Raw genomic sequence first — 20,842 nt, forward strand, 5'->3', positions numbered from 1 at the left:
TATGAGCGAATCTACAAACACAACTAAAACGGTCACTCTTGACGAACTATCAGTCTTGATGAGCTTTCATTATGCGAAAGAAGCTTGGGATAAAGAAGATACAGCTCAAGTCAGTATTGATTTTGATAACGAATACAAAGATTTTTTAGTTACGACCAGTGAAAATAATGTGCGTCCTGGTCGTTTCTCGAAACTACAAGCTGAAATTACTGCATGGGCTGATCAACAAATTAAGACTTTTTCTTATCAAAATAAAAACGTCAATGCATTTGTGCTGACCTTTGTAGATGATGTTTTAAGCATTGAACTTGGCTTTGAGTCTGATGCTGAGCAAGTAGACACAGAAGCATGAGAGAGTTAACACCAGAGCAAAATAAAGCAATCACTCAGCTTGAGCAAGACGTACTGCTTGAGCTGTTTGATATCGACTTTACCAAGTTTGGTGGCGACGTCTATCACTTTTGCAATCAGACCAATGAGCTTGGTCAGCCGATCGTCTGGCAAGGCGTCACTTATCTGCCATATCCCATCACTGCTGACGGATTTGAGCTTAAAAATACGGGTGCAAGCAATCGCCCTAATGTCACGCTGTCTAATCTATATGGCTTGGTAACTGCTGTCGTTGAAGATTACCAAGGTGGTGTTGGTGCAGTGGTTACAAGACGTCAAGTCTATGCCCAGCATTTAGACGCAGCTAATTTTGCCAACGGCAACCCAAACGCTGATCCTAATCAACAATTAGTGTCTCGCTATGTCATTGAGCGTTATTCAGCGTTAAATAATCAATCAGCCACCTTTGAGTTGGCAGTACCTAGCGAAACTGACGGCGCTATGTTGCCACGCCGTATCATTGTCGCCAATACGTGTGGCTGGACGTATCGTGGCGATGGCTGTGGTTATACGGGTCATCCTGTCGCTGATGAGTTTGATCAGCCTACCAATGACCCTGATAAAGACAAATGCAGTAAGTGTCTACAAGGTTGCCGTGCAAGGTTTGGCCGTAAAGCGGTACTGCCGTTTGGTGGCTTTGTTGGAGTCGATAAGTTATGACGTTAGAGCAGCAAATAATTGACCATGCAAAGCAAGCCCTGCCCAATGAGTGCTGTGGTCTTATTGTTGACGCTGTTTATATCCCATGTGACAACGTCGCAGACAAACCCATAGAGACCTTTAGGATTAGTCACGATGAGTGGCAGCCTGCTGATGTAGTCGTGCATTCGCACCCGCAAGGTCAGCGTTATTTGAGCGATGCAGACCGTAAAGCCCAGCATAAGATGCGCTGTGATTGGTGGATTGCTGTTAATGGCTCTGATAACTGGGAGTTAATCAAATATCGTTACTCCCCTCTGTTACGTGGTCGCATCTTTGAATATGGCAAACATGATTGTTACTCGCTTGTTGAAGATGCTTATATTCTGTGCGGTATTGAGCTAATGGCTTATAAACGCAAAGGCGAAGCCCAAGAAATAGCGGATAACGCTTTTATTGTTAACTTTCCACGTACTGGATTTTACCAAGTTGAATTGGCTGAGATGCAAGCTGGTGATGTCATCTTAACGTCAATCCGTGGCAACGCAAACCACGCAAGCATCTATCTGGGTAATGAGCAAGTACTACACCACCCATACGGCGGACTATCACGGCGTGAGGGGTTTTGTGACGTCTGGCACAAGCAGATGCACAGCGTATGGCGTCATAAAGACTGGCAACCAGACATGATGACGGCAATACTCAATGATTTAGAGGCAACAAGATAATGGCAATCGTAAGACTATATGGCGACTTGACTGATTTTGGCACCCGCTTTGACTTAAAGGTTAAAACAGCGGGTGAAGCCATGCGTGCTTTATTTACTCAAATAGACGGGCTGCAAAGGCGTATTAGCGAGGGCGGTTATTTTGTGCGTGTTGCTCGCAAAGATGTGACAGATAATACGATAGGCACTGACTTTAGCCGTGATTTAACGGATAACGATGTGATCCATGTTGTACCAGAAATTGCGGGGGCCGGTAAGTTTGGTCAGATTATCTTAGGCACGGCAATGATTGGTGCGGCCTTTTTCACAGGTGGTGCATCGATTGCAGCATGGGGTGCCTTATCGACAGGGCTATTAACTGCTGGTATTGGCATGGTATTGGGCGGTGTCGCCCAGATGCTGACAAAGCAGCCCAGCTTTGGCGATACGAGTAATACCAATAAATCACGCTCATCATCGTTTAGTAGCCTAGGTAATAATACTGCTCAAGGCTCATGTGTGCCAGTCGCATATGGCGAAATAATGATTGGCAGTAAAGTCATCTCACAATCGATTGAGAGCTATAAAGTGAGCGGTGATGTTGTTGCAAAAGATGCGGCACAGCTAGTGCAAACTCGTGATTATCATGTGCCAACAGCGTTTGATAACTATAACTTAGATGCAGATGATGACTCTGTGAGAGCAGTTAACTATATAGTGAGGGTAGATTAATGGGTGGCGGCGGAAAAGGTGGCGGCGGCGGACATACGCCCATCGAGCAACCAAACACACTAGAATCAGCACAGAAGCTGAAAATCATAGATTTGTTATGTGAAGGCGTGGCAGGTCAAGATGTGACTTTTAAAAACATCTATCTGGACAATACGCCAATCCAAAACCAAGATGGTAGTTATAACTTCACGGGTATCCGTGTGTCTGCACTACCTGGTACCCATAATCAGGATTATCTAGCAGGCTTTGATAGCACGGATAAAATCGTATCCGTCGGTGCTGAAGTAAAAGCAGATAAGCCAATTACCCGTACCATCACAGATCCGCTTGTTGATAGCGTCAGGGTAACATTGGCGCTGGGGTCGTTAGTTGAGATGAAGAACAATGGCGACCGTGTCGGTAGCTCTGTATCACTAACCGTCAGATGCGGTAATAAAAGCTATCCAGTTACCATAACAGGTAAAACTACGTCTGCATATCATCAAGATGTTGTTTTAACTGATTTGCCCGATACACCATTTAATATCAGCGTACATCGCAACACACCAGACAGCACTAGCGACAGTACAAGCAACGCTACGCATTGGGTAAGCTATGTTGAGTCAATCGATGCTAAATTTAGCTATCCAAATTCTGTAGTAGTCGGTCTTGAGATTGATTCTGCACAATTTGGCGGCAAAATCCCAAAACGTACTTATTTAAACAAATGGACACAGATTAAAGTACCTGACAATTACGACCCAATCAAACGCACGTATGATGGTATTTGGACGGGTGAATTTAAGACCGCTTGGAGTGATAATCCAGCGTGGGTGTTTTATGACTTAGTGACTGATAAACGCTACGGCTTGGGCGACCGTCTTGGCGACTTTGGCTGTGATAAATGGTCACTGTATCAAATCGCTAAATACTGTGATCAGATTGTACCAGACGGCTTTGGCGGTGAAGAACCCCGCTTTACCTGTAATGCGTATCTAAGCGAGCCGCGAGACGCCAAAGCACTGCTTGATGACTTAGCAAGCGTGTTCCGTGGCATTGCTGTGTGGGATGGTCAAATGGTGACGGCACTGCAAGACGCCAAAAAAGACCCAGTTGCCACTTACACTAATGCTAACGTGGTGGACGGTGCATTTGCATACTCTGGTGCAGCTCAAAAGACCATATTTACTGCTGTGCATGTCAAATACAACGACAAAGCCGACAACTACGCAACAAAGACCGAATACGTCGCAAACGATGATGCAATCAAGCGTTATGGACTCAATGTTAAACAAGTCACCGCCTTTGGTTGTACTAGCCGTGGGCAAGCAGCCCGTGTCGGTAAATGGCTCATTGAAACCTCAATTCGTGAGCAACAAATGGTTAATTTTAAGATCGGTCGTGAAGGTATCCGCCATTTGCCGTTTGACATCATTGAAATCGCTGACAATGACTACGCTGGCGATATGATCGCTGGGCGTGTGCTGTCAGTCACTGGCAATACAATCACTGTTGACCGTGCAATGACTGATATCAGCAGTATCCGCTACTATGCTAACGGCCATAGCAAAACTGTGTCTGTGCAATCAGTAAATGATACCAAAATCACGCTTACAGATACCCCAAATGGCATCGAGCAATTAGGTGTATTTAGTGCTGCTAAAACAGACGTTAAACCCCGTTTATTTAGGGCTTTAAGCATTAAAGAAGATGGCGACACTTACACAATCAGTGCCGTACAACACGATGAAAACAAAGAAGCCATCGTTGATAAAGGTGTAACTTTTGAACAAGATGATACAGCGACCAAACACACGCCTCAAGTTAGCTATGGCCGTGTCTCTAAAGATGGCGATGAATTACTAATTGCGTGGGAAGGCACTAACACCACTGAGTATCTGATCAAAATCTATAAAGACGGAGAGCTATACCGCAGCTACAGCCAAGACAGTGCCGAGATTAAACTTAAAGGCTTACCGAATGGTGAGTATAAAGCCGAAATCCGTGGTAAATCAGCAAACGGGCAACTGACTGAGCCAGTTATCAAGACATGGTCTATCGACTATGACATCAAAGGGCTAAAAGCAACATCTGAGCTGTTTGCGATTAAGCTGGATTGGACCAACCCAACGAGGGTTATTAATAAAGCCAAGATTGAGATATATCGTAGCTTAAGCAATAACAGAGCGACTGCAACCAAAGTTGCTACTTTGTCTTACCCCACCGATACATTTATTCAAAATGGCGTTAAGTTATCGGAAACACATTACTTTTGGTTACGCTTAATCGATGACCAGGGCAATATGGGCGACTGGGTAACTGTGAGTGGTCAGTGCAGTAGTGACACATCGCAAATTGTCGCAAGCATTAACGGCAAAATCACCCGAACTGAGTTATCGCAAGCATTAATTAATAGCTTACAGACTGATATTAATACGGCTAAAACCCAAGCTATTAACAGTGCCAATGTTAACGCTGATAATAAAGTAGCCGCTGAAGCCACTAAACGTGCTCAAGCATTGCAAGCAGAAGCGACCAAGCGAGCTGATGCAATACAAGCTGAAGTCACAGCACGGCAGAAAGCACTGGCAGCACAAGACAAAAAGCAAACAGACGCTTTGACTGCTAAAGCTCAACAGCTTGGCACGCAAATTAGTGCGGTTGAGACTGTCAATGATGCTCAAGCTAAGCAGTTAACAACATTGACGGCTAAACAAGGCAATTTAACATCTGGTTTGGAAGTAGAACGGACAGCACGTATTGCGGGTGACAATGCTGAGGCTGAGGCTCGTCAAACGTTGGTAAGCAGAGTTGGCTCTGCTGAAAGCAGTATCAACACTCTGCAATCTACAAAGGCCAGCAAGACCGAAGTAGCAAGCCTTGCACGCAGCGGACTACAAAGCGAGTGGCGTGATGATATTGACGCTATTGAGATAGGTGGTCGGAATTTATTAAGAAATAGTGAGTTTAATCAAGGTTTAAATTTTTGGTACAAGCAATCGACAGGTTCTTCATTAGAAAAAGATGGCACCATGCGGTTAACTAAAGGTGCTGATATTTACCAAACAGGAGTAATTGCTAGCACTCCATTGATAGCTACTGTTTGGTGCAGGGGCAATGGCTCTATATTATGTAGATATGGAGGAGGTTCAAGGACTGGTTATGTAACACTAAAATCTGATAGTGAGTATTTACCATATTCGTTTGTCATTAGCAGTAAAGGCAATACCAACTTAATTATAGACAGTCTAGGAGATGTGTTTGTTCAGAAAGTAAAACTAGAAAAAGGCAACAAGGCTACAGACTGGACACCAGCACCCGAAGACGTCGCTGAAGAAATCAACAACACAAAAGCCAGTCTTGATGAGTTTAAACAGACTCAAGCGACTAAAGACCAAGCTCAGACTGTGGTTAATAGCCAAGCACTGTCTCGTATCAATAGTGCCGAAAGTAGTATCAGCAATCTGCAAAGCACCAAAGCCTCTAAGTCTGAGGTAGTGAGCCTTGCACGTACTGGGCTGCAGAGTGAATGGCAAAGTGCAGCGAATACAGCTAAACAGCAAGCAATCAATGCTGCCAAAGCAGATGCCAAAGCTAAGGCAGATGAGGCCAAGTCTGCTGCTCAAGAATACGCTAACGCTCAAATTAATGCTAAGAGCGTTAGTGATAAAGCATACGCTGACGGTCTCGTAAGTGCTGAAGAGCAAAGGGCTATTGACGATGCCAATGCTAAACTAGCTGTTGCTAAGGCGGACGCTAAAGCCAAGGCAGATGCAGCTGAGTCAGCAGCTAAAGCTCATGCAGACGCTATTGAGATTGGTGGGCGTAACTTACTGATTTCTGAAAGATATAAATATACACCAAATATAGATGGTGAGTTTCAAACACTCACATTTTCTAATAAAACGTCAGAGGACTTGCTAAAAGCATTTTGGCTTGAGCCAGGTACTTATACGTTCTCATTGTTGGCTAGTTTTGCTAACAATGGCTCAGAGGGTCAGTTTAGGGTGTATAGAATTTATGGGAAAAATACTATAGGTTATTTTAGAGCGCCTAGTGATTATGTAGATGGGGATACTGTCAAGCTATCTCATACATTCACATTGGAGTCTCGTGCAGCTGTAAACCTGCAAGTATATAACCATAATTTTGGTACCGCTTTTGTTAGCAACGCCAGTGTCGGTGCTATTAAGCTAGAAAAAGGCAACAAAGCAACAGACTGGACGCCAGCGCCAGAAGACATTGCTGAAGAAATTAACAGTACAAAAGCAAGTCTTGATGAGTTTAAGCAGACTCAAGCGACTAAAGACCAAGCTCAGACTGTGGTTAATAGCCAAGCACTGTCTCGTATCAATAGTGCCGAAAGTAGTATCAGCAATCTGCAAAGCACCAAAGCCTCTAAGTCTGAGGTAGTGAGCCTTGCACGTACTGGGCTGCAGAGTGAATGGCAAAGTGCAGCGAATACAGCTAAACAGCAAGCAATCAATGCTGCCAAAGCAGATGCCAAAGCTAAGGCAGATGAGGCCAAGTCTGCTGCTCAAGAATACGCTAACGCTCAAATTAATGCTAAGAGCGTTAGTGATAAAGCATACGCTGACGGTCTCGTAAGTGCTGAAGAGCAAAGGGCTATTGACGATGCCAATGCTAAACTAGCTGTTGCTAAGGCGGACGCTAAAGCCAAGGCAGATGCAGCTGAGTCAGCAGCTAAAGCTCATGCAGACGCTATTGAGATTGGTGGGCGTAACTTACTGATTTCTGAAAGATATAAATATACACCAAATATAGATGGTGAGTTTCAAACACTCACATTTTCTAATAAAACGTCAGAGGACTTGCTAAAAGCATTTTGGCTTGAGCCAGGTACTTATACGTTCTCATTGTTGGCTAGTTTTGCTAACAATGGCTCAGAGGGTCAGTTTAGGGTGTATAGAATTTATGGGAAAAATACTATAGGTTATTTTAGAGCGCCTAGTGATTATGTAGATGGGGATACTGTCAAGCTATCTCATACATTCACATTGGAGTCTCGTGCAGCTGTAAACCTGCAAGTATATAACCATAATTTTGGTACCGCTTTTGTTAGCAACGCCAGTGTCGGTGCTATTAAGCTAGAAAAAGGCAACAAAGCAACAGACTGGACGCCAGCGCCAGAAGACATTGCTGAAGAAATTAACAGTACAAAAGCAAGTCTTGATGAGTTTAAGCAGACTCAAGCGACTAAAGACCAAGCTCAGACTGTGGTTAATAGCCAAGCACTGTCTCGTATCAATAGTGCCGAAAGTAGTATCAGCAATCTGCAAAGCACCAAAGCCTCTAAGTCTGAGGTAGTGAGCCTTGCACGTACTGGGCTGCAGAGTGAATGGCAAAGTGCAGCGAATACAGCTAAACAGCAAGCAATCAATGCTGCCAAAGCAGATGCCAAAGCTAAGGCAGATGAGGCCAAGTCTGCTGCTCAAGAATACGCTAACGCTCAAATTAATGCTAAGAGCGTTAGTGATAAAGCATACGCTGACGGTCTCGTAAGTGCTGAAGAGCAAAGGGCTATTGACGATGCCAATGCTAAACTAGCTGTTGCTAAGGCGGACGCTAAAGCCAAGGCAGATGCAGCTGAGTCAGCAGCTAAAGCTCATGCAGACGCTATTGAGATTGGTGGGCGTAACTTACTGATTTCTGAAAGATATAAATATACACCAAATATAGATGGTGAGTTTCAAACACTCACATTTTCTAATAAAACGTCAGAGGACTTGCTAAAAGCATTTTGGCTTGAGCCAGGTACTTATACGTTCTCATTGTTGGCTAGTTTTGCTAACAATGGCTCAGAGGGTCAGTTTAGGGTGTATAGAATTTATGGGAAAAATACTATAGGTTATTTTAGAGCGCCTAGTGATTATGTAGATGGGGATACTGTCAAGCTATCTCATACATTCACATTGGAGTCTCGTGCAGCTGTAAACCTGCAAGTATATAACCATAATTTTGGTACCGCTTTTGTTAGCAACGCCAGTGTCGGTGCTATTAAGCTAGAAAAAGGCAACAAAGCAACAGACTGGACGCCAGCGCCAGAAGACATTGCTGAAGAAATTAACAGTACAAAAGCAAGTCTTGATGAGTTTAAGCAGACTCAAGCATCTAAAGACCAAGCTCAAACTGTTGTTAATAGTCAGGCGCTGTCTCGTATTGATAACGCTGAAGGCAAGATCACGTCTTTACAGCAAACGTCAGTAACCAAAGACAAAGCCCAATCTACTCACACCATCAAAACACAAGCCATTGCTGGCGGTAAACGAGCTCTCGCAGGCATTGCTGTTGGGGCAATGGCAAATGAGCAAACAGCAGAAAGCGAAGTCATTGTTATGGCTGATAAGTTTGGCGTTGTCAGAGATGCGGGTGATGGCGTCGTCAAGCCAATGTTTACTGTGCTTAATAACCAAGCGGTCTTTAATGGCGATTTGATCGCAGACGGCACAATCTTGGGTAAGCACATCAAAGCCAATCAAACACTATCAGCACCAAAAATACAAGGCGGTGAGTTAAATATCAACAACCGTTTTATTGTTGATAAGTACGGCAACACGACTATCCAAAGTAGCACAGCTAAGACTGGACTGAAAATCACGCATGAAAAAATCGAAGTCTATGACAGCGCTGGGCGGTTACGTGTCAGATTGGGCAAGTTAAATTAAGGAGCAATGATGCAAGGGTTACAAGTATGGGATGAGAAAGGTAAAAAAGTATTAGATACGTCATTTACCACTTTCAAAATTTTAAAAGAGGTGCAAGGCATAAATCAGTCAGAGATAACAAGGACTGTTAGTTTTACACACCCCTTGCTCGCTGAGCAAACGCCGTTTTATATGATAAAGCCATTAATGGTACTAAGCAGTGTGGGTGTCAGTGTTAATGTGCAGTTCGAAAGTACTAAGTGCACGGTTACGTTTACAGCTCTTAACTATCGATATAGAGACTTTTCAAAAACTAAAGTAATTATTGGAGTGTACTAATGTTCGAGGTGTATAACTCTGATGGATCACTACAAGTGACTGCAAACCAAGCTTATGATCTGTCACTGACATCAACTATTATACAACAGCAAGCAAGTGCTACTTATATCGATCCAAGTAAAATATACGCACTGCAACCCGTTGCAGATGACGATAGCGGTGTTACTCACCTGTTCTTCAATCCCAATAAACCAGACGGATTGATTCAGATAGCTGGTAGTACAGGTGCTAAAGTGCATATATTTGATTATATGTTGCCTCAGGCACGACAAAATGAGTATGGGCTAGAAGTATATGACAGCGATGGTGTAATTACATTTAGTAGTCGCTACCCAAGTCTGAATGTTATTGATCATATCAAAGCTGATGCTGGGATTGATGCTCAAAGACACGGCAGACGTAATTACGGTACTACTAACTTAGCAATTGTCCCTAATAAAATACCATTCATCATCCAACTTGGAGGTGTTGCTAATCTCGCGTACTTTATTACTACGGTATGGACTATAGAACAAGGAGAGTTGTGCTGGTATACAAAAGCAGTAACCACCGCACCCCCATTCGAAAACTTTGAATCCAGCTCCGCAATCGACTTTTTGGTTATCGACACAAGCCACTTTTAAATAAGTACAGCTTGGACTGACGATTAAAGCATCTTTAAATGCTATTTATAATAGCCTCAAAGATGCTTTAACAAGGTTAGTATATACAATACAAAGCAATAAAAACCAGTTAAAATGGGAACGTTTAAAAGGCGTTTTAACTGGGTTTTTTGTTCTCATTTTGACTGGTTGCGATTCTCATTTTTAGCGACCGGCTACATGGGATGAAACCGTATACGGTCTCAATCGGGAAAATAAATTGTTTGTCACTGTAGTTGTTTTTACACAGCTGTAAGTATTGCAATAGCTCACGACGGAACTGGCGATAAATACCTTGATGACGATGAGAGCGTAAGTGGTGCTGTGTCGCGCGGCCACCATCAACAGTCGCATTCTCTGGTCGCATTAGCTTGATTACTTTATTATCATCCTCTGGATGGGCATAGACCAGCTTTTGTGTGCCTTTACCAAGTAATTCAAGTTCTTCTACTGCAATCATGTTGATCTCGCTTTATATGCTATGTTGGTTCAAATAAAATAAATCTGACTTTAAACAATGGTCTATAAAAACAGCGTCTATCGAAAAGGTATTGATTTGGCAAATAGGGCGTCTTTGGTTTGATCTACCAATCTATTGGCTTCACGGCGTATTTTAGCCAACCCTTTTTTCTTTTCTGAGCGCATACGTTTACGACGGTCCTCTTCTAAAGTACTGGGTAACACCAATGCTTCTGCAGATTTATTTAGAATAATATCTTGGATACAAAGTGCTGGTACCATTTGATATACCGGCATGACGTTTTCGTTAATTAAATCTCTAAACACAGTTTCATCAATCGGAAGCATGATGTGCTGTAGCGTATAATTCAGCACCTTTTGAGCGCCCTGTCTTGAAAGAGTATAAGCACCAGCACCTAAGTGCTTGCCTTTTAAAGGGATTAATTGACGCTGTTTTTCGATAGATGTTTGTTTTTTGGTGTTTAACAGTACTTTGTTATCTACTGTTTCAATCTTAATGATATCCCAACTCGGCTTAATCCAGTCAGAGTTGTTTAGAAAAAAAGCAGCATCTTGCCCTAAATATACATCGTCCTCAAAAACTGTGAAGTGAGATACGCCTTCATCAAGTGCTTTTTTCCATACCGCCACATGACTCATCATGCAAGCCAATTCAACCGGTGTTAAATGATCAGGCTCAAGCTCAAAGGGTAGGGCTTTGTCAGTAATATACTGCTTAGCCGTCTCAGGCGTTAGTGCATCAAAAAACTCAAAATCGACTTGCTGCTTGCCAAATTCTTTTTTGATATGTTGACGGCGCTCTGTTGCCGACTTTAGACTAATGACATAATTTTTCATAACAAAGTGACCTATGGCAGTTATTTCGATTTCGCTTTAGCGGTCGCTAAATGTTTCATAGCTGCAGATTTATTTTTTAACATGCGCATTTGCTTCTTAAGGTTATAGCTGGCGTCTCTTTTTTCTCTATCTTTACGCTCAATATTTTGTTCAGTCACTGAGCCTAAGATATCGCTATCAATGCCTAAAGGTCTGACCGGAGCTGGCCAAATACCCAAACCTTTACCATTTGCACTTAGCCAATTTTGGAAAAAGATATCAACTGGCATGGAGATAGGTTTGCCTTTGGCAACGAATTCAGCAGCACCTTGACGTGACCAAATCAGTCCAAGACCGCGAATTGGAAAATAAAAGGCATGCCATAAGCTATGACCCTCTAGTGTCGTGATGTCATGCGCTAGCTTTTTCTTCTTTGAAGCCAGATTCACCAAATACCAGTCTAGTTCAGGATGCTCATGTAAATAGGCTAAAGTCGCATCGATAATCCTCTTAAACTCAGATGTGATTTTCAAGTCATCTTCAAGCACAACCAAATAATCAGCATCAGTCTGCAAGAATTTCTCGGCACATTGGTAATGGCTTAAATAACAGCCAATTTCAGAGTTTAGTAAACGTCGACCCAGCTGTTTTCTAGTTTTAGTATCATCATAGTCCTCAAACTCTGATAGCTGTTTGCCGCGTCCATCATAAGCCGAGACACGCTCAAAAGGCCAGTTCACAGCGTTTAGCTGTTCTGTTGCTTGCTTTAAACGTTCTTCGCTACTGTCTAGATTAATTAAATAAGTGACTGTTTTCATATGATGGTCTTAACCGATTAGAGATGATAAATAACACATTAAACCGCAACATATTGTCAGCTCTTAGCTTGAATATAGGGCGGTAAATATAAAGACATATCCTTAATATGAGGATGGTGTTACGAGTTTGCAAGCAATGCCGATGGAAGGTGCGACTCAAGCTTTTTATTCATGGCCTCGCTGACTTGATCAAACAAGCTTGGATCAAGTTGATCCATACTCTGAATACAACCATATTTAATGGATGGGTCAGACAAATCTTGCAAAAACTGGGGAACACTACTGTCATTTTTTAGATAGTTCAAATTAAGATTAGGCAGCAAAGTGGCTTGATTTTGCTTAATTTTAATATGGTTCATTAATGACACTGGGTCAAATTGATTGATGTCACGAAATTTGTGCTTGATCTGGTTTTTAAGTAGTTTTGGATTATCGAGTAAATATGACTTAATGGTTTGCTTGTCATTGATATGAGGGTAGTGGTGAATTTCAAAAAACTTATTACCTGCGTAGACCTGCTCGGCACCCAGCATTTGTGCAGTGGTGTATTTGGGTTGTAAGGTCTTATTAAATACGTCGTGTAAAAAGGTGCGATATTTTAACTTAGTCTTTAATATGGTCTTTTTACGCCAATGACCACGAATAATAATATTACCGTTGCTGTCAATGAAGTCACTCACTTGAGCGGGCGAGTTAAAGAAAAAGTCATCATCAAGACTGATGAAGTAGTCAGTTAAGCCAGGAATATTCCATAGCATGGTTTCAATAGACAAGCTGTTAAAGGTCGGCAGATACTGCTCATAACCATCAAATATTTGTTTGTGATCAATGATTTGAATTTTGTCTTTGTCACAAATGCCTTCTGTCACAAAGTCATCAATAAACTTAGGTTTTTGGCCATCAGTGACGATATAGATATGACGACAAAACGGGACGTACTTTAAAATAGAGGCCACGTTGTAGTATATTTCATTGACGCTATTAAATCGGGTCGGACTAATGGCATTCGATGGAATATCATCTTGCTGCAGATAAGGCGCTCGTTTTTTATTTAAAACGGGATCATCACCATCTACCCAGGTGAGTACTAGGTCAAATTTTTGATCGCTTTGAGACATGATTTCTCCGTTTTATAGGGTTGTGCTTGTTTACAAGATATTTATAGGGTGTATTGTTATAACGTTTTTAGCTAATTGCAGTTTTTAAAACAATGGACTTCATAACGGCATTGTTTAAAATAAGGGTTGTTTTAGACTACTGCCAATAATCTTTCAGCCAAGGGCTAGGCTTCACATGGCGATACCATTTACCGCCGCCACCTTTGATTGCATCAGGTGGATTAATTTCACCATGGAAGATGACGATTTTAGCGCCTTCTGGTAAACGCGGTGCCTTCACAAAGTTTAACGGACTAGGTGCCATGCACTGGTATTTGAAGCTGACACACCAAGTCTTATCCCAATATTCTAAGTGATGATGTTTACGCAAGTAATTAGATAAGTAGGCCTGTTCATGACGCACTTCATTACGTATGGTAGAGAAGTTAGTTTCAAAGTTGCTTAATAAATTCGGATAAGTATTCTGTCCTACTTTAAAGCGATATACAGAACTGTTACCAATCATACGCCAGGGCTTCTTCCAATCACGAATAATCACCACGCTGTCATCATGCTTGGCTTTGTATTCGAAGAAAGCATCGATATTATCAACAATCACAATATCAATGTCTAAAAACAAAGCTGTGCCTTTTAGATCATACAGCTCAGGCTTAAAGGTAGTTAGTTTTTTCCAGCCACGTTCAGGCAAACCTGAAGGCAAATTTAACTCAGGGATAGGGTAGCAGGTTACATTGCTATTAATGCCAGTTGAGTCGTCAGTTAAGCAAACCATTTCAAAGTCTAAGGTTAGGTTACGCTTAACCATGTTGTACAAGCGGTTGACGTATTCAGGGCCATATTTGGTACCCCATTTCATGCAAATGATATAACGCTTATCATCGCTATCATTTAAGTGATGATTAGATTGACTATCAGGCTGAACGCTGGTCTGGGTATTACTCATGGAAGACTCGTGCAAATAAGTGATTTATTTAAATAGATTTTAGCAGATTATGCAGCTATTTGGCTGTTGTATTTTAATCGCACTGTTTTTCAGTTACTTAATAATTGTAAATATAGTCAGCGAACTAAAAAAAAGTGCCCCCACTTATGATAAGCAGGGACACTTTTTAGTCTTATGGTATAAAACTTTGAATTTTGTAAAACTTAGGGCTATTACCAATGACTACTCTTTGTAGACTGATACAACACTAGGTAATACATACAGCAAAGTTGTTATTATTCGTCAGCCTTTGGCTTTTCACGTAAACGAATACCTAGCTCACGTAACTGACGGTTGTCAACTTCTGCAGGCGCTTGAGTCAATGGATCTTCTGCTGTCTTAGTTTTCGGGAAGGCAATCACGTCACGGATTGAGCCAGCACCAACCATTAACATGATTAGACGATCTAGACCGAAGGCTAAACCACCGTGAGGAGGCGCACCATATTTAAGCGCGTCTAGTAAGAAGCTAAACTTCTCATCGGCTTCTTCTTTAGAGATACCTAGGGCATCGAATACTGCACGCTGCATCTCAACCGTGTTGATACGTAAACTACCGCCGCCAACTTCAGTACCGTTTAATACCATGTCGTAGGCAATAGATAATGCCGTTTCTGGGCTATTTTTAAGCTCTTCAACAGAGCCTTTTGGCATGGTGAATGGGTGGTGCATTGCTGTCCACTGGCCATCATCTGTTTCTTCAAACATTGGGAAGTCAACAATCCATAATGGTGCCCACTCACAGGTCTCCATATTCATATCAAGACCGATTTTGACACGTAGTGCACCCATCGCATCGTTCACAACCTTGGCTTTATCAGCACCAAAGAAGATGATGTCGCCATTTTCAGCGCCAGTACGCTCAACCAAGCTCACCAGAACCTCATCGCTCATATTTTTGATGATAGGTGACTGTAGGCCTGACTCTTTGTCAACACCATTATTGATGTTGCTAACGTCATTTACTTTGATGTATGCCAAGCCGCGAGCACCATAGATGCCAACATACTTAGTATATTCATCAATTTGCTTACGCGTTAATGAACCACCGTTTGGAATACGTAGCGCAGCAACACGGCCTTTAGGATCGTTAGCTGGACCTGCAAACACTTTGAACTCAACGTCTTGCATCAAGTCAGCCACGTCGACTAATTTTAATGGAATACGTAAGTCAGGCTTGTCTGAAGCATAGTCACGCATAGCGTCAGCATAAGTCATGCGTGGGAACTTGCCTAGGTCAACATCAAGCATCTTTTTGAATAAGTCTTGGATTAGACCTTCGTTGATGTTCATGATGTCTTCTTCATCTAAGAAAGACGTTTCGATATCAACCTGAGTAAATTCTGGCTGACGGTCAGCACGTAAGTCTTCATCACGGAAACACTTAGCGATTTGATAGTAACGGTCAAAGCCAGAAACCATCAATAGCTGTTTGAATAACTGTGGTGACTGAGGTAGGGCAAAGAAGTTACCTGGACGAGTACGTGATGGCACAAGATAGTCACGAGCACCTTCTGGAGTAGCACGCGTTAAGATAGGCGTTTCAACATCTAAAAAGCCGTGATCATCAAGATAACGACGGATAGTAGAGGTCGCTTTGGCACGGAACATCATACGCTCAAGCATTTGCGGACGGCGCATATCTAGATAGCGATACTTTAAGCGTAGGTCTTCGTTGACTGTGGTATTGTCATCATTCAGTGGGAATGGCGGTGTTTCTGATTTCGCCAACACTTCAATTTCTTTGGCCAGTAATTCAACTTTACCACTGGTCATATTTGGGTTTTGAGTGCCCTCATAACGCTCACGAACACGGCCTGTAATTTTTAATACATATTCAGGACGTGCCGCATCAGCAGTTGCAAACGCTTCTGGTGTATCTGGATCGATAACAACCTGCAAAATACCTTCACGGTCGCGCATATCCAAAAAGATCACGCCACCATGGTCACGGCGACGATGAATCCATCCTGCTACAGTGATGGTTTGCTCTAGTAACGCTTCGGTTACTGCCCCACAATACTCGGTACGCATCATAAATTGTCCACTACCTATAATAAATTATAAAATTAATAAACTATAAAATTAAGAAGGTTCTCTCAATAAGAATTTTTATCAAACGTACATTATGCCTAATCTTGGCAATTGTTACAACCAAAACCCCCTTGAAATTATGCAAAAGCAAACGCATATTACTATCACCAGACAGATTATTTATAAAGGCGTGCTTTAAACATCAACGCATGCCATATTATTGACCGATTAAGGACTATTTATGTTGTTTCACCCTGCAAAAAATCCCGTTGAGCTTAAAGTTATTCATTTAAACAAAGTTCAAAATGATCGCCGTAAAAGTTTAATCCATGTGATGGAAGACAAAAATGCGGTCAAACAGTTCCAAAAGAAATTGGCCAAAAAAGCCAAGCATAAGCTCAAGGAAAAAGGCAAATCAAAACAACAAAAACGTATTTTTGTGCTTGATTTTGATGGTGATATCAAAGCCAGTGCCGTCAAGCACCTACGTGAGGAGATTAGCACCATCATCAGCACAGCCAAAAAAGGTGATGAAGTTGTTGTGCGCTTAGAATCAGGCGGCGGCATGGTACATAGTTATGGTTTAGCAGCGGCGCAATTAGTCCGTTTAAAAGACGCAGGGCTAACTTTGACCATTGCCGTCGATAAAATTGCTGCCAGCGGCGGTTATATGATGGCCTGTGTTGCTGATAAAATTTTAGCTGCGCCATTTGCCGTGATTGGCTCGATTGGTGTGGTGTCGCAAATACCTAACTTTAATAAGTGGCTCAAAAAGCACGACATTGATTATGAGATGTTTACTGCTGGTGAGTACAAACGCACGGTGACTGTGTTTGGTGAAAATGATGATGAAGACCGCGCCAAATATCGCGAAGAGCTTGAGCAAACCCATAATTTGTTCAAACACTTTGTCACCACTTATCGCCCACAGCTAGACCTAGCTAAGGTAGCCAATGGTGATCATTGGTATGGTGAAGATGCGCTACATTTAAGCTTGGTTGATGAGTTGAAAACCTCTGATGCTTATTTATTAGAGCAAATGGACAGTCATCAAGTGTATGCCATTATGTCGCGTCAAAAGCCAACGCTTGCCGAAAAGCTAGGCTTTGCTAATGCAGCTCATTCTGCGGTATCTGGTTTGGTTAACACTGCCACTCGATCAGCGATTGGTGTGCTGGGTGATAAACTGCCTGAAGTCATGAGCAAAATTGAGCAAGACAAACGCTTAAAGTTTTAATACTGTGATTATTTTTATTGCTGAGCTCTTTATTGCTGAGTTGCAAGTTGAGTAACTGGTTGAATGACCTGCTAGGCTAAAAACAGACGCCAAAAAGTTGGCATAACACGCTACAAAACAGCAGCTCAGTAAATAGCAATCATGGTTAAATATGCTCAATGATAATAAAAAGCGACCTTAAGGTCGCTTTTTTGTGTGGATTTATTGAGTAACAACCTGAATGATAAGGGTCAGTAATCAATAACCACGGATGGGTATACTATGAGTAATGCATTGAGTCATAAATTGTTTTTAAAGTCCCCTTCAATTTTAAAGGCGGGTATCACAGCAGCATTGACTGCCTCTGTTGCCCTAGGTTCTGGCTGTGTCTGGAAGCCTGATTTGGCAGCGACTCAGCTTAAGCAATGGGAATTGCCAACCAGTCGTTATGTTGAAGTATCTGATGCTAAGGTGCATGTGGCTGAGTCGGCTTTGTGTCACAGCACAGCAGTGACAGACTCAAACAAGGCTTTAGCTGCCAGTGCTGCTAACGGTAATAGTAGCAGCACATTGCTGCGTCACCCCAGTACGATTAACTCACAACCTCATCAAACACAAACTCATCACGCTCAAGCTGATCCATCACAATCAAGCCCAGCACAAGCAGCGACGACTGGTGATGGGGTAGAGACTTTAGTTTTAATTCACGGTACTTCCGCAAGCTTACATACCTGGAATGGCTGGACCCGCGAGCTTGAGAATGACTACTGTGTGGTGCGCTTGGACTTGCCAGCCTTTGGATTGACCGGACCATATACTGAGCCTAGCAAGCGCTATAGCATGGACAATTATGTCACCACGGTTGTGCAAGTGATGGACAAGATTAACATCGATAAAGCAACCATCGCCGGTAACTCATTGGGCGGTGGTGTGGCCTGGTTAACTACGCTTCAGCATCCTCAGCGTATTAATCGCTTGATATTGGTTGACTCGATGGGCTTTAAATTTGAACCTAAGCACATTCCTGTCGGTTTTAAGCTAGCACAATATCCGGTTCTTGATCCTATCGTTGCCAAAGTTCTGCCCAAAAGTTTAGTACGCAAAAGTATCGAAAGTGTCTATGTTGATGACAGTAAGATTAGTGATGATCTGGTGACGCGCTATTTTGAATTAACCCGCCGTGAAGGCAATCGTCAGGCATTAACCCAGCGTATGCGTGAGGGTATTGTGATGGATGAGGTCAGTGAACTTGGCCGTATTCAGCAGCCGACTTTAATTATGTGGGGTAAGCAGGATGACTTGATTCCTGTTGACAGTGCTTACAAATTTAAGCAGGCTATTCCTAATAGCAAACTGGTTATATTTAATAATTTAGGCCATGTACCCCATGAAGAAGATCCTAAAGCTACTGCTGCTGTGGTAAAGCAATTTATGCAATGAGGTGTTTGTGACGTTAATCACAGATGTCAGCACAATATGTTATAAAATTAAGCTCGCTATTTCGATACAGCATCTCAGTTTATAAATACAGGGAAGTGACATAAAATGACTAACAATAATAAAATTCAAAACTCATCATTGAAGAGCAAACAAAAGACCAAAAAACTGTCGACACCTATCAAATTAGCTGGCTTGACACTAACTGCAGGCGCGCTTGTTGCCAAAGCAGTATGGCGACCTGATATGTCGCTTGAGCAATTGCATCATTGGCAACTCCCCAACAGTATGTTTGTACCTATTAAAGATGCCAACATACATGTGGTGATGTCTGGAAAATGCATCACCAATACAGATGATGCTTACAAGTCGACTGAAACCATCGTTTTATTACACGGCACCTCAGCAAGCTTGCACACTTGGGATGGCTGGACCAAAGCGCTTGAGTCGGAGTATTGCGTGCTACGTTTGGATATGCCGGGATTTGGATTAACTGGGCCATACACCGATGAGAATAAGCGCTACACATTAGACAATTATGTCGATACCGTGATTAAAGTTATGGATGCGCTTGGTATCGGTAAAGTATCGATTGCAGGTAACTCATTGGGCGGAGGTGTGGCATGGCTGATGGCATTAAAATACCCAAATCGGGTGAATAAGCTGATATTAGTCGACGCCTCAGGGCTTAAATTTAAATCTAAAAGCGTGCCGATTGGTTTTAAACTGGCGCAATATCGTATGCTCGATTCGCTCATTACCAAGGTGCTGCCTAAGCGTCTTATTCGCGACAGCGTACAAAGTGTTTATGCGGATACCTCCAAGGTTACTGAAGCGCTGGTCAATCGTTATTATGAATTGGCATTACGCACAGGTAACCGCAAAGCATTGATTCAGCGAATGCGTGAGGGGTTATCGACTCGGCAAGTGGGGCAGTTATCTGATATCACACAGCCGACGCTCATTATTTGGGGCAGGCAGGACAAACTCATTCCAATCGATAGCGCTTATCGATTTGAGCAGGCGATACCCAACAGCCAATTGGCAATTTTTGATAACCTAGGCCACGTTCCTCAAGAGGAAGACCCAGAGGCGACAGTTGCAGTGGTGAAGCAGTTTTTGCAGTCATCAGCGTTAAATGATTAGACTTTAGTTCAGCAAAACGATTAGCTGTTTATCTGCTAGTCAGTAGTTTATTTTTCTATTTTGTGATTAGTCTGTGTCTTGTGACTAGTCTGTGCTTAGCACCGGCAATTGGTCATGTTTTAAACTCGCATTGTAAGACCATATGGCCTTTAAAGCGGGCAGTTTATCTAGGTCAATTGAGGTGTAGTCACCTTTGACATTTAACTGTCGATAGTCAGGTGCCCGCTTTAGTATCGATGTACCACTGAAAGAATAGCTGATTTTTTGCTGCTGGTTATCGGTGACTGTGATGGTAATACTGTTGGAGCCTTCCTTTCCGCCTAATGATTGCCGCCAGCGATTGTTATGCAGACTGTTGAGGTCTTTTACTATTGCTTCAACCGCCTCAGGGTGTTGTTGAATATTGTAGGAGATTGTTTTGCTGGTAAAAGGATAGGCTATGTCAATGGCAGTGACCTGTTGATGAAGAGGCGGCGGCTCGCTCGTCAATTCACTTCTAAGCTGAAAATAACTTTCTAAAAAATAAACAGCGGCGATGGCTGCTAGTATCACAGTCGCTAAAACAAGATAATTAAATGGTTTGGCTGATTTCATAAAGCGTCATTTATAGTGCGTAAAAGGAGTGGATGCAAAGTCGATAGTGAGTATACTGTACACCAGCTTTTGAGATTAGCAAAAAGGCAATCTAAAAACCAGACGAGTTTA

The 20,842-nt window shown here is 42.4% G+C and carries 17 protein-coding genes; 10 read left to right on the forward strand and 7 right to left on the reverse strand.

The window, feature by feature from the left end; all coding sequences use genetic code 11:
• The first annotated feature begins 1 nt into the window (after position 1).
• Genes A6J60_RS00260 through A6J60_RS00290 form a run of 7 tightly spaced genes read left to right on the forward strand, consistent with a single transcriptional unit; the run spans position 2 to position 10,073 of the window.
• A complete protein-coding gene (locus A6J60_RS00260) occupies positions 2-352 on the forward strand; it encodes a hypothetical protein (RefSeq protein WP_096064218.1) in 351 nt (116 codons plus the stop codon).
• Complete coding sequence (locus tag A6J60_RS00265; protein WP_096064219.1) at positions 349-1,050, forward strand: phage minor tail protein L; 702 nt, start codon at positions 349-351, stop codon at positions 1,048-1,050. The genes A6J60_RS00260 and A6J60_RS00265 overlap by 4 nt, the downstream gene beginning before the upstream one ends.
• Positions 1,047-1,757, forward strand: a complete 711-nt coding sequence (locus tag A6J60_RS00270) for a C40 family peptidase (RefSeq protein WP_096064220.1) — start codon at positions 1,047-1,049, stop codon at positions 1,755-1,757. The genes A6J60_RS00265 and A6J60_RS00270 overlap by 4 nt, the downstream gene beginning before the upstream one ends.
• Positions 1,757-2,467, forward strand: coding sequence for a tail assembly protein (locus tag A6J60_RS00275; protein ID WP_096064221.1), 711 nt, complete (start codon positions 1,757-1,759; stop codon positions 2,465-2,467). Before A6J60_RS00270 ends, A6J60_RS00275 begins: the two co-directional genes overlap by 1 nt.
• Positions 2,467-9,132, forward strand: coding sequence for a phage tail protein (locus A6J60_RS00280; protein WP_096064222.1), 6,666 nt, complete (start codon positions 2,467-2,469; stop codon positions 9,130-9,132). Before A6J60_RS00275 ends, A6J60_RS00280 begins: the two co-directional genes overlap by 1 nt.
• Before the next feature lie 9 nt (positions 9,133-9,141).
• The gene (locus tag A6J60_RS00285; RefSeq protein ID WP_096064223.1) at positions 9,142-9,450 is read left to right on the forward strand and encodes a hypothetical protein; all 309 of its coding nucleotides are present in this window, start codon (positions 9,142-9,144) and stop codon (positions 9,448-9,450) included.
• A complete protein-coding gene (locus A6J60_RS00290) occupies positions 9,450-10,073 on the forward strand; it encodes a hypothetical protein (protein WP_096064224.1) in 624 nt (207 codons plus the stop codon). Before A6J60_RS00285 ends, A6J60_RS00290 begins: the two co-directional genes overlap by 1 nt.
• Positions 10,074-10,209: 136 nt before the next feature.
• On the opposite strand, the gene A6J60_RS00295 is transcribed toward A6J60_RS00290, so the two are convergent.
• From A6J60_RS00295 to aspS, 6 genes are all read right to left on the reverse strand, one after another.
• Positions 10,210-10,551 (reverse strand): YrbL family protein, encoded by a 342-nt coding sequence (locus A6J60_RS00295; protein WP_227526001.1) that lies wholly within the window; start codon positions 10,549-10,551, stop codon positions 10,210-10,212.
• A gap of 77 nt (positions 10,552-10,628) precedes the next feature.
• The gene (locus A6J60_RS00300; protein ID WP_096064225.1) at positions 10,629-11,408 is read right to left on the reverse strand and encodes a glycosyltransferase family 25 protein; all 780 of its coding nucleotides are present in this window, start codon (positions 11,406-11,408) and stop codon (positions 10,629-10,631) included.
• Positions 11,409-11,428: 20 nt separating this feature from the next.
• Positions 11,429-12,205, reverse strand: a complete 777-nt coding sequence (locus A6J60_RS00305; RefSeq protein WP_096064226.1) for a glycosyltransferase family 25 protein — start codon at positions 12,203-12,205, stop codon at positions 11,429-11,431.
• 119 nt (positions 12,206-12,324) lie between these two features.
• Complete coding sequence (locus A6J60_RS00310) at positions 12,325-13,323, reverse strand: Stealth CR1 domain-containing protein (protein ID WP_096064227.1); 999 nt, start codon at positions 13,321-13,323, stop codon at positions 12,325-12,327.
• A 136-nt stretch (positions 13,324-13,459) separates the two neighbouring features.
• Complete coding sequence (locus tag A6J60_RS00315; RefSeq protein ID WP_096066389.1) at positions 13,460-14,179, reverse strand: glycosyltransferase; 720 nt, start codon at positions 14,177-14,179, stop codon at positions 13,460-13,462.
• A 362-nt stretch (positions 14,180-14,541) separates the two neighbouring features.
• Complete coding sequence (gene aspS, locus A6J60_RS00320) at positions 14,542-16,341, reverse strand: aspartate--tRNA ligase (protein WP_193777988.1); 1,800 nt, start codon at positions 16,339-16,341, stop codon at positions 14,542-14,544.
• Positions 16,342-16,579: 238 nt separating this feature from the next.
• Between aspS and sohB the strand changes: the two genes are divergently transcribed.
• From sohB to A6J60_RS00335, 3 genes are all read left to right on the forward strand, one after another.
• Positions 16,580-17,575 carry a protease SohB gene (gene sohB, locus A6J60_RS00325; RefSeq protein WP_096064228.1) on the forward strand — a complete coding sequence of 332 codons (996 nt, stop codon included), beginning with the start codon at positions 16,580-16,582 and terminating at the stop codon, positions 17,573-17,575.
• 261 nt (positions 17,576-17,836) lie between these two features.
• A complete protein-coding gene (locus A6J60_RS13480) occupies positions 17,837-18,994 on the forward strand; it encodes an alpha/beta fold hydrolase (RefSeq protein ID WP_227526002.1) in 1,158 nt (385 codons plus the stop codon).
• Between the two features lie 105 nt (positions 18,995-19,099).
• Complete coding sequence (locus A6J60_RS00335) at positions 19,100-20,137, forward strand: alpha/beta fold hydrolase (RefSeq protein ID WP_227526003.1); 1,038 nt, start codon at positions 19,100-19,102, stop codon at positions 20,135-20,137.
• A gap of 84 nt (positions 20,138-20,221) precedes the next feature.
• Here A6J60_RS00335 and A6J60_RS00340 read toward each other — a convergent pair whose 3' ends face one another.
• A complete protein-coding gene (locus tag A6J60_RS00340; protein WP_096064229.1) occupies positions 20,222-20,731 on the reverse strand; it encodes a hypothetical protein in 510 nt (169 codons plus the stop codon).
• Positions 20,732-20,842: the final 111 nt, after the last annotated feature.

The sequence above is a fragment of the Psychrobacter sp. FDAARGOS_221 genome (assembly GCF_002313155.2).
Taxonomy (GTDB): Bacteria; Pseudomonadota; Gammaproteobacteria; order Pseudomonadales; family Moraxellaceae; genus Psychrobacter.